Here is a 16162-nt window from a genome sequence, read left to right on the forward strand (position 1 = left end):
GGTCCCGCAACCGTAGTGGACTCGCCGACTACCCGCGGCATGTAGCTGACGCCCGATCGCGCTCGTGCCGATGCGGCCCGAGCGAGACCTCACCGATCTGGCGCACAACGGCCCATGCTCGACGGGGGCTGGCTTCGTGCCCGCACCGCGTCGAGCTGCAGCTCAGCCAAGGTCAACATCCTGGGCTGGAGTACTGGGACCCCTCGGGCGGGCAGGCCTCAACTCAACCTCGCCGATCAGCTGCTTGGCAGATTCAAGGACGCCACCCATGGCGGGGCGACAGGCCGTTACGCAGAGAACCATTGGCGCTCTTGACAGTCTCGGCCCCGTTGGGACACCCTCTGGGCCAGATCGCGCCCGAAAGTCCGTGGCTCATGGGCGTGCAGTTGCAAGGTCAACATTACATATTCCGCGCCCATCGTAGACACACAAGGAGGACCATTTGCGTCGCGATATCGCAGTCAGCATTGCTGCGCTTGTCGCCGTGCTCGGAATCCTGATTCCCCAGGAGTCCGCGCTCGCCGGCAGTGGCGCACCGTTCAAGCTGCCTTACGGGGCTGGACACGCGTACACCATTACCCAGACGCCCGGAAGCGGCTACTCCCACAACGACGGCTATAACCGACATGCCGTTGACTTCGCCATGCCGCAAGGCACCCCGATTGTCGCCTCGGCGGCCGGCACCGTCTACTACGAGGGATGGAGCGCCGGCGGAGGCATCATCGCCTTGATCGACCACGGCAACAATCGTTGCTCTCAGTACGCCCATCTCAGCACCACCATCGTCAACAGAGGGCAATGGGTGGCACAGGGGCAGCATATCGGCGCGTCCGGAGCCACCGGAAACGTGACCGGTCCACATCTTCACTGGAATGTCGTCTACTGCGACTCTCAGCTCAGCCGCGAAATCCCCAATACCGTGGAGACCGGCACAAACTATCCCACCGGCACCGCACCCGTGAGCCAGAATCGCCTTTCCACCGGCCTGCCTGGGGCTGATGGCGAACGAGTTTCCGACTTCAGTGGTGACGGTGCCGCCGATGTCCTCGGGGTCGCTGCCAACGGTGACTTCTGGTACTACCCGCACAATCTTGCCGGCCTCAGCACCCCGGTAAAAATCGGGATCGGTTGGGCGGCCTTCAAGCACGTCATGGCTGCGGACTGGAGCGGTGACGGTGCTGCCGACGTCCTAGGAGTCGATTCTTCAGGGAGGCTGCTGTACTACCCGAACAACAGCTACAAACTGTCTGGCTACACGCAGATCGGGTACGGCTGGGCGGCCTTCAAGCACGTCATGGCCGCCGACTGGAGCGGTGACGGCGCCGCCGACGTCCTAGGAGTCGACGCAAACGGAAACCTCTGGTACTACCCACACACCGGAGCCGGCCTCGGCAACCCGGTCAAAATCGGAAACGGCTGGGCAGCCTTCAAACACGTCATGGCCGCCGACTGGAGCGGTGACGGCGCCGCCGACGTCCTAGGAGTCGACGCAAACGGAAACCTCTGGTACTACCCACACACCGGAGCCGGCCTCGGCAACCCGGTCAAAATCGGAAACGGCTGGGCAGCCTTCAAACACGTCATGGCCGCCGACTGGAGCGGTGACGGCGCCGCCGACGTCCTAGGAGTCGACGCAAACGGAAACCTCTGGTACTACCCACACACCGGAGCCGGCCTCGGCAACCCGGTCAAAATCGGAAACGGCTGGGCAGCCTTCATACACGTCATGTGACAGTAACGATTCACCAGGGCGGGTCGGCCCAGGTACCAGACACGGCGCCCCGGCCGACCCGCCCGCCGTCATCCGCCCCTGCGCAGGCCGATCCCGACCTGCTGACGCAGCAGACGACGACCTGCGTCTTCCAGGTGGACGGCAAGGTGCGGGACACGGCCGAGGCGCCCACCGCCATCGCCGAGGACAAGGTGCGCGAACTCGCCCTGGCCTCGCCGCACGTACGCCGGGCCGTCGGGGATGCGCCCATCGCCATGGTCAATTTCCGGGTGCCACGGATCGTCAACGTCGTCACCCGCGGCTGACCTGGCCGGGATCGCGCCGGCTCCCGTACCAGACCCGTAGTCATCGTCGTCTCGCACCACGGAACGGCGGCCACCAGCGGCGGCGCCTCCAGGCGTCGGCTGCGGCCGTGTCAACGCGGTGCCTGAGCCCTCATCAATAGTGATGCCATCCCGAGTCGCGGCCACCCGCCATCGTGGCCGCGAACCGGCACGGGCCACCAAGAAGATGTGAGGGCTTGATGCGTGGGGCGGTTGTCGGCGTTCGTGCGCTGATTGCGCCGCATGCTCCGATAGCGTGCTGGCTGAGTCCACGCGGCGGCGTGCCGAGCTGGCCGGCCCGCTATGGGAGCACAGGGTCGGTGATGCCCAGCGTCCCAGCCGTCTGCGGCCGTCGTGGACGCCCACCCCACCGGCGCTGCTCGACCTCGTCAAGGGCGACCTGATGGCGCTGGCCCGTCGTCACCCGGCGGCACGGCTCGGGGCGCACCGTACTGGAGGTGCGCTGCAGCGCCCGTACCGTCCTGACCTACCGGCTCACCGGAACGCGCCGCCGTGCTGGTCCGCCGGCTGTCCGAGCCGGCGAAGGTGGGGACAGCCGGGGAGCTGCATCCCGCCGCTCGAATCGGCCGCGATTTGTCGTCGACCACGGCGTCGGCACGACGCCGGCGAGACGCGCGTCATCCGCGCCGGCACCTGTCCGGTGTCGGCATGGTGGACGTACAGGTCTCATCGATGGAGCATGTCGGGCTCTCGATCTGGATAGGCGCGATCGGGATGCAGGCGACAAGCCTTTGAGGCCCCCAGTTCGGGTGACACTCCGTGACCGGATCCGGGCGAGGACACGATGACTGGTCCGGAAGGTCGCAGCTCGGCCGTTCGGGGTTGCGCCGACGGCGCTATCGGTCACGACGCCGTCTGGCGCCGGCCCCCGCCCCTGTGCCGCCGACGTATCGGGGTTCCGGAGCGAATACGGTGCGGGTCACGAGTCGCGGCTCCGGCTGGTCGCCAAGCCCACCCGTGTGTCGCAGCACTCCGCGGAGGTGGCTGCGCCCGGCACACAGGTCACCGGCATGCTGAAAGTAGGAAATGGGCGTAGAACCACCTGTGGACTTCCCGTTTTCCAGATCGGCTCCATCACCGTAGCTCGTCCGGCGCCGCTAACCATGCCCGACGAGAAAGGAATTGGTCAGCCAGACTAAAATGTCCTGTTTGCGCGGTGGTTCCAGTTCTACCCATCTCTGAGAAGGGACCTGGCACATGAAAAGGGTTGAACGAGGTCTGACGAACACCGAGTCGGTCGGCCAGCGGATCCAGGCGCTTCGTCTTCGCAGCGGCTTGACGCAGCAGCAGCTTGCCTCGAAAGCCAACATCAGCCTGGGTGGACTGCGTGATCTCGAGCAGCACCGGGTCAGCCGACCGCGGGCGAACACGTTGTACCGCCTCGCGTCCGTGCTGGGGTTGTCGCCCCCGGAGGCGCGTGAACTGATCCAACTCGGCCAGGAGCATCCGCTGCTAGCCAAAGATCTGCAGATCAGGGTGCTGGGCATCCTGTCCGTCCGGGTCGACGGCATGTCGGTGACTTTCGGTTCGGAACCTCGGCGCATCCTGCTCGGCATGCTCGCCCTCTCGCCACGCGTGCCGGTCAGCATCGAGTCGCTGGTGGAGCAGGTGTACGGGCGCAGGCCGCCACCGAAGGCGGGCGAGCTCGTGCGGTCCCAGGTCTCCCGTCTGCGTCGCAAGCTGCAGTCCACCCAGTCACCGGCGCGGACCAGTGACATGCTGGTTTCGGCGGGCGGCGGGTACATGCTCACAGCCGATCACAACCAGCTCGACCACCTTGCGTTCGAGCGTCTGGTGTCCCGTGCCCGCCGTGACCGGGACGCCGGGCGGCTGGAAGAGGCGTTCACCGTGTACCAACAGGCGATCGGCCTATGGCGCGGCCAGACGCTGGAGGACCTGCCAATGCTGCAGGTCCAGTCCGCGGTGGCGGCGCTGAACAGGCACCAGGAGATGGCCATCCTCGAGTACGCGGCCATGGCAAGCGCCCTGAATCGCCACGATGACGTGCTGCCGGTGATGTATCGCCTCATCGAGGCCAACCCGTTGCACGAGCCAGCGCACGCCCGGCTGATGGTCGCCCTCGCCGGAAGCGGGCAACAAGCCGCGGCGCTGCACGTGTTCATGGGGCTGCGTGACCGGTTGGCCGACGAACTGGGGCTGGACCCCAGTCCTGATCTGCGTGACCTGCACCAGGCGATCCTGCGTGGCGAACTCGACAGTGTGAGCAACCTGCCCTATTTGCCCTCGGCGCCTCCCAGGCAGACGGTTGCCATCGCACGGCCGGTGCCGACTCAGTTGCCGACCGCGCCGCGCGGCTTCGTCGGCCGCGCCGAGTCCATCGCGCGACTCGATGCCATCCTTGCCGACGACCAGCACTCGACCGCGATAAACAGTGTGGCGATATCCGGCACGGCAGGGGTGGGCAAGAGCGCACTCGCGGTGCATTGGGCCCGACGCGTCGTGGAGCAGTTCCCCGACGGGCAACTGTACGTGAACCTCGGTGGGTTCGGTCCGGAGCCGGAGCCGGTGCCGCCGGGCGATGTCCTGCCTGGTTTCATCGAGGCGCTCGGGGGCAGGGCCGAGCGTGTTCCCGCCGGACTCGCCGACCGGGCCAGCGCGTACCGCAGTCTGCTGGCGGGCAAACGGGTGCTCGTGGTGCTCGACAACGCCCGTGACGCCGACCATGTCCGTCCCCTCCTGCCTGGCTCTCCGGGGTGCCATATCGTGGTGACCAGCCGTGATCCACTGCTCGGGCTGGTCGCTACGGAGGCCACTCATCCGCTGAAACTCGACCTGCTGACCACAACCGAGGCGAGGGCGTTGTTGAGCAGGCGGCTGGGGGTCGACCGACTGGCGGCCGAGCCGCAGGCGACGGAACAACTGATCACCCGGTGCGCTCAGTTGCCGCTCGCGCTGGCCGTCGTCTGCGCCAAGGCCGCCATCAACCCCACGCATCCCTTGGCCACACTGGCTGATGAACTGGCAAACGGACGGACCCTGGACGCACTGCACCACGGCGACCCGTCGACCGATCTGCGAACGGTGTTTTCCTGGTCCTACCGCAATCTCAGTTCGAGAGCGGCGCGGTTGTTCGTCGAGCTGGGAACGCGTCCACAGACGGAGATCGACCTGCCCGCCGTGGCCGAGGTCCCCGGTGAGTCCACGGATCACGTCCGCCGGTCGCTGGACGAACTCGTCCGTGCCCACCTGATCACGGAATTCCTGCCCCGGCGTTACGGCATGCACACCCTGCTGCACGCGTACGCCGTCGAGTTGGCGGGTGGCGCTCGGCCACGGGCGTGACGACCTGCCCGTCGAACGTGGCAGCAACACCCGTAGTCGACCCGCTTACCGGCCGCGCCGAGGGCATTGACCAGCAATGTTGGCCGTTGTGGATGATCGCGGCCATGTCCGCGTCCGGCCACGCGTGCGCACAATCATGAGACTCGTCAGTTCGATCACCGGTGGAAGTCTCCATCGCCAACGATCCACGCTCTTGGAGGCCCTGTGGACGTCATCTCCGGTTCCGCAACCGCACGTTCGCTGGGCGGATCGGGGCTCGCGGTCTTCCCCGTCGGCCTCGGGTGCATGGGCATGTCGCAGGACTACGGGCCAGCCGACGACAACGAATCCCTTGCCACCGTTCGGCATGCCCTCGACCTCGGCGTGACGTTGATCGACACGTCCATGAGCTACGGCGCCGGTAGCAACGAACGCCTCGTCGGTCGGGCCATCGCCGGACGGCGCGACGAAGTGGTGCTGGCGACGAAGTTCGGCATCCTGCGCGAGGAGCGGGACGGTCCGGCACGGGTCTCGGCGAGGCCGGAGGACGTCGCGCGGTTCTGCGAAGCGTCGCTGTCCAGGTTGAACGTCGAGCACATCGACTTGTACTACCTGCACCGCGTGGACCCCGACGTGCCGATCGAGGAGACCGTCGGTGCGATGGGTGAGCTGGTCAGCGCGGGGAAGGTGCGGCATCTCGGTGTCTCGGAGATCGGGCCGGAGGACCTCAAGCGTGCCGCTGCCACTCACCCGATCGCCGCGTTGCAGTACGAATGGTCCCTGTGGTGGCGTGACCCCGAGGACGAAGTAGTGCCCGCCGCACGCGAACTCGGCATCGGGCTCGTCCCGTACAGCCCGCTCGGCCGGGGCTTCCTGACCGGCAACGACTTGCGGACGGCGGACCTGACGCCCGGCGACGACCGTCATCTGGACCCGCGCCTGCATGGTGAGCACCTGGAGCGCAACCGCGCCGCCCTCACGCAGATGCGTGAGCTCGCGGCGGAGTCCGGCACCACGCCTGCGCAACTCGCGCTCGCCTGGCTGCTGGCACAAGGCGATGACATCGTGCCGATTCCCGGTACCCGCAGCCGGGACCGCGTCGCCGAGAACATCAAGGCGGCGACGCTGTCGTTGTCGGACACGGATCTCGCACGCCTGGAGGCCGTGGCGTCGCGGTCGGTGTGGTCCGGAGACCGGCAGACCTTCGCACCCCACCGCACGAGCCGGAGGGCCACCGAGACGACGGACCTCCTCGAAGGAGCGCAGCGTGACAGCTGAGACAGTGGAAGCCGGTGGCTTCCGACCGGTCGCGGACAACCCGCGGACAAGTCCGGTCTGGTGCCACACGGAGTGGGATCCGCTGGAGGAGGTGATCGTCGGGATTGTCGACGAGGCGCACTTCCCGCCTTGGCACGTCGCGCTTCCACCGGTGTTGCCTGCTGATCAGCACGATACGTTCCGGCGCGAAGCGGGTAAGCCGTTCCCTCCGGAGGCGGTCGCGGCGGCCAACAAGGAGTTGAACGAGTTCGTACACATTCTGGAAAGCGAAGGGGTGACAGTCCGGCGGCCGGAGCCCATTCCCCAGAACGTCGAGTATCGCACGCTCGACTGGTCCAGCACGGGCATGTACGCCGCAATGCCGCGCGACGTCCTGCTGGTGGTCGGCGACGAGATCATCGAATGTCCGACCGCGTGGCGTTCCCGCTACTTCGAGACTCTCGCCTACCGGCCGCTGCTCAAGGAGTACTTCCAGGGCGGTGCGAAGTGGAGTGCGGGCCCGAAGCCGGAGCTGAAGGACGAGCAGTTCGACTCCAGCTGGGTCGATCCAGGCGAGGACGGGCCACGGCGGCTGGTGGTGACCGAGTTCGAGCCAACCTTCGACGCGGCGGACTTCACGCGGTGCGGGCGCGACATCATCGCCCAGATGAGCAATGTCACCAACGCGTTCGGTATCGAGTGGCTCAGCAGGCACCTCGGTGACGACTACCGGATCCATGTCTTCGACTTCGACGACGCTCATCCAATGCACATCGACGCGACCCTGGTCCCCATGGCACCCGGCAAGGTGCTGATCAATCCGGAGCGGGTCCGGAGAGTGCCGGATCTGTTCAAGGGCTGGGATGTCATTACCGCGCCGAAGCCAATCATCCCGGACTCGCACCCGTTGTACATGACCAGCAAGTGGATCAACATGAACATCCTGATGCTGGACGAGGAACGGGTGGTCGTCGAGCGACAGGACGAGCCGATGATCTCACTGCTGAAGGACTTTGGCTTCACGCCGATCCCGTGCAACTTCCGAAGTTTCAACAGCTTCGGCGGATCGTTCCACTGTGCCACCTTGGACGTGCGCCGCCGGGGTGCTCTGCAGTCGTACTTTTAGGGGGCCCACGTGCGGGTGTGGAAGAACGCGCCAAAGGACGCCCTGTTGCTCGGGTTCAGCGTGGCGCAGTTGGTTGTCATGCTGTGGCTGGCCACCGCGTGGGACGAGGCGTCAATCCTGTGGAAAGTCGCTTCGACGGTGGGCATCGCCGTGCTGATGTCCTACAACATCATCGTGGTGAGCCACCTGTTCACCCATGTGCCATGGTTCGTGTCGGCGCGGTTGAACGCGATGGTGTCGCTTCTGAACTCGATCAACATCGGACAGTCGGTGCAGGCGTACCAGCTCACGCACGTGCGCAATCACCACCGTTTCAACAACGATCAGATAGGACAGGACGGCGACACGAGAGACCTCTCGTCCACGTACCGCGACGGAAGGGACGGCGAACACGCCCCACTACTGCGGTACGCCGCCGGCGGCGCGCTGAGCAGCCTGGTGAGCCGTGGCCGGGAACTGTCCTACGCCTACCGGCTGTGGCGGGTCGGCGACGACGAGACAGACCTGCTGTCACTCGCTTCCCGCCGTGAATCCCGGCGGGGCAGGGAACTGCTCCAGATACGTGCCGACCGGGCCGCGCACTGTTTGTCTCTCGGGCTGTTCGCGGCCATTTCGTGGCAGTGGGCTCTACTGTCGTACCTGCCCGCGTTCTTCCTGGCGCTGACGATGGTGAACGTCCAGAACTATTACCGGCACTACGGCGCGGACCCCGGTGATCGGGCGGCGGACTCGGTGAGCCACTACAGCCGCCTGTACAACAAGTTGACATTCAATGACGGGTACCACCAGGAGCACCACCTCAGCCCGAACTCCCACTGGTCACAACTGCCCGCGGTGAGGGAAAGGTTCCGCGACCGGCTCGACGGCACAACGCGCATCGTCAGCCCGGTGCCCGCGATGCTCGGTTTCCTCCACACCCGCCGTTCACTGCTGCACCACGCCGGTACGGACGAGAAGCGATGATCGCGACCGAGAACGGAGAATCCCGTGGACCACAACGCGACGGTGTCTCGGATCACGGGCAGTGTCCTGCCGCGTGACGGGTTTCGGGTGCACGAGACAGTCCGCGACGTGGACGTCGAGGCCGTGTTCGACGTTCTGCGCGGCGATTTGGCCGCGTACCGGGTACGGAACTTCGTCGCTCCCGCGGACTGCGCACGGATAGCCGAGAACTTCCGGGCTTCCGGCATGCGGACGCCACGGTATGGCGACGGTGAGGACGGCGTGGAGGGCTACATCGTCGGCGCCTCGCACATCGAGATGACCACCGACGAGTACCTGACCGAGGCCGCGCGGGTCGCCGACGCGGTGGCCGATCTCTATCGGATGACGACCAACCCGGTCGCGGGCTTCCGCGACCGTCTCGTCGGACAGGGCATGGTGAAGCGGGTCCGTGCGGCCACCCACCACGGCCGCGTTGCCGGTGACTCCAAGGCAGTGTGCTGGAACAAGACTGGCGACTATCTGCTGATGCCGCACGACGATCTGGCTCAGCTCAGCGATCCGCTCCAGGCGGGTTTCGAGGTCCAGACCGTACGACGGGTGATGGCGGTGAACGTCTACCCGTATGTCCCTGTGGGAACGGGTCAGATCAAGCTGTGGAACCTTGAGCCGGACGATTCCAGCAGGGACCGCTTGGGTCTCACCCACAGCGGTTTTCCCTATCCGCCGGAGTTGCTTGACGACTTCCCCAGCATCGTCGTCCCTGCCGAAACCGGGGATCTGTGTGTCATCAACGGGAATCTCGTGCACGCCGTCCTCGGCGGACCGACTCCGGACAGCGGCAGGCGTCTGCTGCTGACCTGCTTCACGGGCCTGACCGGGAACGACGAGCTCATCTGGTGGACCTGATGCGCCGAGGAGGCGAATGTGCCTGACCCGACACAACCCGGCGAAGGTGCGCGGGACCTGGGGCGTTCGGCCAAGCTGAAGCAGCTGATCAACGCCCGGTTACGGGCCACCGAGCAGGACTCGATACGGCGGCGGAACTCGGACGCCCCGGTGGCTTCCTTCGCCCAGGAACGACTGTGGCTGACCGAACAGTTGCTCGAGGAGCATTCCGCGTACAACGTGTACCACGCGTTCCGCCTGCGCGGGCCGGTGGACACGATGGCGCTGGAACGCGCGGTCACGGAGGTCGTTCGGCGTCACGCCGTGCTCCGCACCGTTTTCACCGAGCGGGACGGCGGATTGGAGCTGAGCACGAGAACGGACTCCTGGCTGGACTTCGAGTACCGCGACCTCGTTGGGCACGAAGGTGGTGTCGAAGAATTCTCGCGGTTGGTCGATGGTTCTGCCTTTGGTGTGTTCGACCTGCGGGTCGGACCGTTGGTGCGCGGACTGCTGGTACGGGTAGGTGTTGAGGAGTTCGTTTTCGTTTTCGTGGCCCATCACATCGCGGTCGACGGATGGTCGATGGGCATCTTGTGGGACGAATTGTCCCATGCGTACCGCGCGGCAGCCGACGGCGAAGCCCCGGATCTTCCGGAGGTGTCGCCGGAGTACTCGGACTTCGCGTTCTGGCAACGGGAGTGGCTGGACAGCGGTGTCGCGGAGCGACAACTGGCGTACTGGCGGGAGCGGCTGGCCGGGTTGGTCGCGACCGAGATCCCGGGAGACCGGCCTCGCCCGGTGGTGGGTTCCGGCCGGGGCGGCGCGGTGGACTTCGTAGTGCCGGATGTGGTGGCTGGACGGTTGCGGGGTGTGGCGCGGGACCACGGGGCGACGTTGTTCATGGTGTTGCTGGCCGGCTGGTGTGGAGTGTTGACGCGGTGGTGTGGGACGACCGACGTGGCCGTGGGCACTCCGGTCGCGGGCCGGGGCCGGGTGGAGCTTGAGCGGATGGTGGGGTTCTTCGTCAACACGTTGGTACTGCGGGTGGATCTGTCCGGCGATCCGCGTTTCAGCGAACTGGTAGGGCGGGTGCGCGACGTGGCCGTAAGTGCATACGCGCAGCAGGATGTGCCGTTCGAGCGGCTCGTAGAACGGTTGGTCCATCGACGCGAACCGGGCCGTATGCCCTTCTCCCAAGTGATGTTCTCGATGGAGGACGGCGAGCCGGAAGTTCCGCGATTGCCGGGCATAGCCGTGACCCCGATGCCACTGGCCATCAACACGGCCAAGTTGGACCTCAGCCTCGGCGTACGAGTCGACGGCGACCGGATCATCGGCACCATGAACTACTCCGCGGACCTGTTCGATCGCGACACCGCACAACGCCTTGCCGCCCACTACACGACTCTGCTCACCGCCGCCGCCGCGTCCCCCGGAGCACCATTGAGTGCTCTTGACCTGCTCTCCACCGACGAGCGCGACCACCTGATCGAGCTCGGCACCGGTCCGCGAGCCGCTGACACGCTGCCGTATCTGCATGAGGTCATCGCGGCACAAGCCCGCCGTGACGGTGAGTCGGTGGCCGTGGTCTGGGATGGCGGCGAACTGACGTACCGGGAGCTGGATCGTCAGGTCGAAGCCGTGCGCGAGTCGTTGGGCGACAACGGAATCGGGCCGGAGTCCGTGGTGGGCATCCTGATGGAACGTTCGCCTGCGGTCATTGTCTCGATGGTCGCCGTCCTGGCGGCTGGTGGCGCGTTCGTCCTGATCGATCCGGCCTATCCGGTCAACCGGATAGAACGCATCGTGACTCTGTCCGGAGCCGAGGCCGTGGTGGTCCGGGTCGGCGTCCGGGCCGACGGACTACCCGCCTCTGTGACCGTGATCGACTTCGACTCGGCGGCGACGCGACCGGTCGAATTTTCCGCGCGGACGGTAGGGCAACGTGCCGTGGATCCGGACACCTTGGCGTACCTCGCCTTCACGTCCGGCTCGACCGGTGAGCCCAAGGGCGTGATGATCACACACAGAGGACTGTCCAGCATGATGCTGGACGTCCGCGACCGGCTGGAGCTGACCCCAAGGGACACCATGGGCGCCATCGCGTCCCAGGCGTCCGATGTGGTGATCGTGGAACTGCTGGCTCCGTTGACGTGTGGCGCACGGGTGGCCGTGCTGTCCCGTGAGGTTGCCGCGGACGGCGACCAGTTCGCGGCGGCGATCGATCGATACCGGGTCACGGTCACGCACGCCTCCCCCGCGACCGCGTCGCTGCTCCCCGACGAGTGGAGTTCCGCTGAGCTGCGCATCTCCTCCGGTGGTGCGACGTTGCCCGGCGATCTCGCCCAGCGGCTGGTTCCGCGGGTGCACACGTTGTGGAACGCCTATGGCCCGGCCGAGGCCACCGTCTACACGACAATGCACACGGTGGAGGACGGCGTGCCTGGCGTCCGGGTACCCATCGGCCGTCCGATCCGGGGCGCCACGCTGCGGATCCTGGACGAGCACCGCCAGTTGACGCCCATCGGCGTGCAGGGCGAGCTCGTCATCGGTGGAATCGGGGTGGCACGGGGCTATGTCGGCAGGCCAGGTCTCACCGCCGAACGTTTCGTGCCGGATCCCTATGGGCCGCCCGGCTCACGCGTGTACCGCACCGGCGACCTCGCGTCGTGGTCCGCCGACGGATCTCTGATGTACGGCGGCAGGCAGGACCACCAGGTCCAGCTCCACGGACACCGGGTCGAGCTGGGCGAGATCGAAGCCGCACTGTCCGCGCATTCCGCTGTCGCCCACGCGGTGGTGGCCGTGCGCGGCGACGATCGGGATCCCGAACTGACCGGTTACGTGGTCTGGCAGCCGGGATCGCGGACGACCTGGTCGGAACTCCGCGCCCACCTGCGGGTGACGCTGCCTGATCACATGGTTCCCACCGTGTTCGCGACACTGGACCGTCTCCCGCTGACGTCGAACGGCAAGGTGAACCGGGCGGCGCTTCCCGACGTCGTGCGCAACCGGTCCGAGCGGAGCTACGTCCCGCCCCGCGACGACATCGGGAAACTGGTCGCGGGCGTGTGGGAACGGGAACTCGAGGTCGACCGGGTGGGGCTCGAAGACGACTTCTTCGAGCTCGGCGGGCACTCCCTGCGGGCGGCCAGGGTGGTGTCGAGGCTCCGACAGGCGCTGCGGATCGAGTTGGCGGTGAAGACACTCTTCGAGTTCCCGGTGCTTTCCGGATTCGTCGACGCCGTCAAGGGCTCGGGCCGGGAAGCGCAGCTGGAGATACCCAAGCGCCCCGACGACGTCCAGGCCAGGCTTTCCGCTTATCAGCTGCGACTGTGGTTTCTCTACAACCTGGACCCGAACCGCCGCGACTACAACAGTTACGTCGCGTTGCGACTGTCCGGAGCGCTCGACGAGCGGGCCTTCGCCGACTCGTTGTCGTATCTCGTCACCCGTCACGAGATCCTCCGTTCCCGCATCCACGGCCGGGACGACAACCCGACGCTGATCACCTTGCCACCGGGCTCCTTCCGCACCGAGGTCGTCGACCTGACCGAAGTCGAACCCGATCGGCTGGACACGGACCTGTCGCGGCTGGTCGATGGCTGCGCTTTCGACGTGTTCGACCTGCGGGCCGGGCCACTGGTGCGGGGTCTCCTGGTACGTGTGGGCGTCGAGGATTTCGTCTTCGTCTTCGCGGCGCATCATGTGGCGGTCGACGGCTGGTCGATGGAGATCCTGTGGGATGAGTTGTCGCGGGTGTACGGGGTTGTGGCTGACGGCGGGGTGCCGGATCTGCCCGACGTGCCGTTGCGGTACTCAGATTTCGCGTACTGGCAGCGGGATTGGTTGGACAGCGGGGTCGCCGAGCGGCAGCTAACGTACTGGCGGCAGCAGCTGGCCGGATTGGTGACGGAACAAGTCCCGGCCGACCGGCCCCGCCCGATCGCGGATTCCGGCCGGGGCGGCGTGGTGGATTTCTCCGTGCCGGACGTCGTGGCCGCACGTCTGCGCGGGGTGGCCCGGGACTGCGGGGCAACGCTGTTCATGGTCATGCTGGCCGGATGGTGCGAGGTGTTGGCACGGTGGTGTGGGACTACCGACGTGGCCGTGGGCACTCCGGCTGCGGGCCGCAGCCGGGTGGAGATCGAACGGATGGTCGGGTTCTTTGTCAACACGTTGGTGTTGCGGATCGACCTGTCCGGTGATCCAAAGTTCACGGATCTGGTCAGGCGGGCACGTGACGTGGCGCTGGACGCGTACGGCAACCAGGACGTCCCGTTCGAGCGGCTGGTCGAGCGGCTCGCTCCACGACGAGAACCGGGCAGCACACCTTTCTTCCAAGTGATGTTCTCCGCCGAGGAAGGCGGACCGAGCGTTCCTGAGCTGCCCGGCATGAAGGTGAGCCCCATGCCACTGGGCGATGAGACTGCCAAGTTCGACCTCGCCGTCGGCGTCCGAATCGACGGCGGCGGGATCGCAGGCGCCATCACCTACTCCGCTGACCTGTTCGATCAGACAACCGCACGACGACTCGCCGACCACTACACGGCTTTGCTCACGACAGCAGCCTCGGCACCCGACAACCCGCTGAGCGCTCTCCACGGCACACCAGCATTTTTTCCCGCGGAAACGATGTGATCAGGATGGAGAGCAGTCATGGCAGAGCTGGACGGGTCGCCGATCGAGGCCGGTTCCGATGTGATCGCAAGAGCCAACAGCACCCGGGTCGACTTCCCTGACGGCGACTCGGCCCTCCATGCGCTCTTCTACTCGTGGGCTGACCGGACACCGGAGCTGCCCGCGATCGTTCACCCCGACGGGGAGCTGACCTACCGTGAGGTCGGCGATCGGGCCGATACCTTGGCCAACGCGCTCATCGCACGCGGCGTCGAACCCGGCGACATCGTCGCCATCGTGCTGCGGAAGGGATGGGAGCAGGTGGTCGCGGCGCTGGCCACGCTGCGCGCGGGCGCTGTCTTCGTGCCCATCGATCCGGATTATCCGGCGGCCCGGATCACACATCTCCTCCAGCACTCGGAAACACGCTGCGTGATCACCCGCGCGGAAGTGGACGAGAGCCTGCGCTGGCCGGAGAGCATTCAGCGGGTACGCATCGACGAACAGCATCCGGGCGAAACCCGGGTGTCGCCTGTCACCACGGCGCCCGATGACCTGGCGTACATCATCTACACCTCCGGCTCGACGGGTGAGCCGAAGGGCGTGACGATCACTCACCGGGGCGCGGTGAACACCATTCTCGACATCAACTCCCGGTTCGAGGTCCGTCCCGGCGACCGGGTGATCGCAGTCTCCTCCTTCACGTTCGATCTGGCCATCTACGACATCTTCGGCACTCTCGGTGCCGGGGCGACCATCGTCTTCCCGCCGCACACTGCGGTGCCGGACGCGGCGGTGTGGCTGGACACGATCGGCAGGCACGGCGTGACCATCTGGAACTCCGTGCCCGCGCTGATGGACATGGTGACGGAGTTGGCACAAAGCCGGGGTAACGGTGCGACTGCGCTGTCCACGCTGCGGCTCGTGCTGCTGAGTGGCGACTGGCTGCCGCTGCTGCTGCCGGACCGGATCCGGGCGCTGGCCCCGGACGTGCTGGTGGTGAGCGCGGGCGGCGCGACCGAGGGATCCATCTGGTCCATCCTCTATCTCATCGGGGAGGTGGCGCCGGACTGGCGAAGCATCCCGTACGGAAAGCCGATGGCCAACCAGAGGTTTCACGTCATGGACCCCGACCGCGGGCCCTGCCCGGTCGGTGCGGCGGGTGAGCTGCACATCGGTGGCATCGGAGTGAGCGCCGGGTACTGGCGTGATCCCGAACGTACGGCGGCGAGTTTCGTCACTGATCCCCGCACCGGCGAGAGCCTCTACCAAACCGGGGACCTCGGCCGTTACCTGCCCGACGGAAACATAGAGTTCCTCGGGCGCAAGGACTTCCAGGTCAAAATCCAGGGCTTCCGGGTCGAACTGGGCGAGGTGGAGTTCGCGCTGCGCGAGCATCCGGACGTGAAGGACGCCGTCGCCGTGGCCCGTCCCGATCCCGCGGGCGACCGTCGCCTCTTCGCCTACGTGACCACCAGGTCGGGAGAGCTCGACGGTGACCACCTACGGGGGTTTCTCCGTGAAAAGGTGCCGGGCTACATGGTCCCGGATGTGGTGTCCATCCTGGCTGCCCTGCCGCTCACGACCAGTGGCAAGGTCGACCGTGCCGCGCTCCCCGAACCGGCGTCCCGTCCGGAACCCAGCAGCGGCCCAAGGGCGCCGGAATCGCCCATCGAGGAAATCCTCGTAAGCCTGTGGGAGGACGTTCTCGGCACGACCGTCCTCGGTACCGAGGCGAACTTCTTCGAATCGGGCGGGAACTCACTGGGGGCCATGCGGCTCATCGCCGCGGTCAACGCCGTGCTCGGCGTGGAAGTGGCGGTCACGCAGGTCTTCGCGGCGCCGACCGTCCGGGAGTTCTGTGCCTTGCTCGCGGAGGACGAGCCGACATGGCGAAAGGTCACCGCGGCGGCGGAACAGTTGCTGCAAGAGGCCTCGATGTCCAGCGACGCCGCCGCGCGGGCATGA

Annotated in this window: 9 protein-coding genes; all 9 read left to right on the forward strand. The window is 66.6% G+C overall.

Features of this window, described 5'->3' with window-relative positions; all coding sequences use genetic code 11:
- The first annotated feature begins 442 nt into the window (after positions 1–442).
- The 9 genes from OG559_RS06480 (at position 443) to OG559_RS06520 (ending at position 16162) form a co-directional block, all read left to right on the forward strand.
- On the forward strand, positions 443–1732 hold the full coding sequence (locus OG559_RS06480) for a peptidoglycan DD-metalloendopeptidase family protein (RefSeq protein WP_405113421.1): 1290 nt from the start codon (positions 443–445) through the stop codon (positions 1730–1732).
- A 134-nt stretch (positions 1733–1866) separates the two neighbouring features.
- Complete coding sequence (locus tag OG559_RS06485) at positions 1867–2037, forward strand: hypothetical protein (RefSeq protein ID WP_405113423.1); 171 nt, start codon at positions 1867–1869, stop codon at positions 2035–2037.
- Between the two features lie 1236 nt (positions 2038–3273).
- Positions 3274–5379 (forward strand): BTAD domain-containing putative transcriptional regulator, encoded by a 2106-nt coding sequence (locus tag OG559_RS06490; protein WP_405113425.1) that lies wholly within the window; start codon positions 3274–3276, stop codon positions 5377–5379.
- A gap of 213 nt (positions 5380–5592) precedes the next feature.
- Positions 5593–6636 carry an aldo/keto reductase gene (locus tag OG559_RS06495; RefSeq protein ID WP_405116423.1) on the forward strand — a complete coding sequence of 348 codons (1044 nt, stop codon included), beginning with the start codon at positions 5593–5595 and terminating at the stop codon, positions 6634–6636.
- Positions 6626–7741, forward strand: coding sequence for an amidinotransferase (locus OG559_RS06500; protein WP_405113427.1), 1116 nt, complete (start codon positions 6626–6628; stop codon positions 7739–7741). The genes OG559_RS06495 and OG559_RS06500 overlap by 11 nt, the downstream gene beginning before the upstream one ends.
- A gap of 9 nt (positions 7742–7750) precedes the next feature.
- Positions 7751–8704 (forward strand): fatty acid desaturase family protein, encoded by a 954-nt coding sequence (locus OG559_RS06505; protein WP_405113429.1) that lies wholly within the window; start codon positions 7751–7753, stop codon positions 8702–8704.
- Positions 8705–8728: 24 nt separating this feature from the next.
- Positions 8729–9592, forward strand: coding sequence for a hypothetical protein (locus tag OG559_RS06510; RefSeq protein ID WP_405113431.1), 864 nt, complete (start codon positions 8729–8731; stop codon positions 9590–9592).
- Between the two features lie 18 nt (positions 9593–9610).
- A complete protein-coding gene (locus tag OG559_RS06515; RefSeq protein ID WP_405113433.1) occupies positions 9611–14215 on the forward strand; it encodes an amino acid adenylation domain-containing protein in 4605 nt (1534 codons plus the stop codon).
- A gap of 18 nt (positions 14216–14233) precedes the next feature.
- Positions 14234–16162, forward strand: a complete 1929-nt coding sequence (locus OG559_RS06520) for an amino acid adenylation domain-containing protein (RefSeq protein ID WP_405113435.1) — start codon at positions 14234–14236, stop codon at positions 16160–16162.

This window comes from Micromonospora sp. NBC_01405 (genome assembly GCF_045040155.1).
GTDB lineage: Bacteria > Actinomycetota > Actinomycetes > Mycobacteriales > Micromonosporaceae > Micromonospora.

Bases quoted from the DNA above. Each gene is read 5' to 3' on its own strand.
- OG559_RS06490 (WP_405113425.1), top strand. From the start codon at position 3,274: ATGAAAAGGGTTGAACGAGGTCTGACGAACACCGAGTCGGTCGGCCAG.
- OG559_RS06520 (WP_405113435.1), top strand. From the start codon at position 14,234: ATGGCAGAGCTGGACGGGTCGCCGATCGAGGCCGGTTCCGATGTGATC.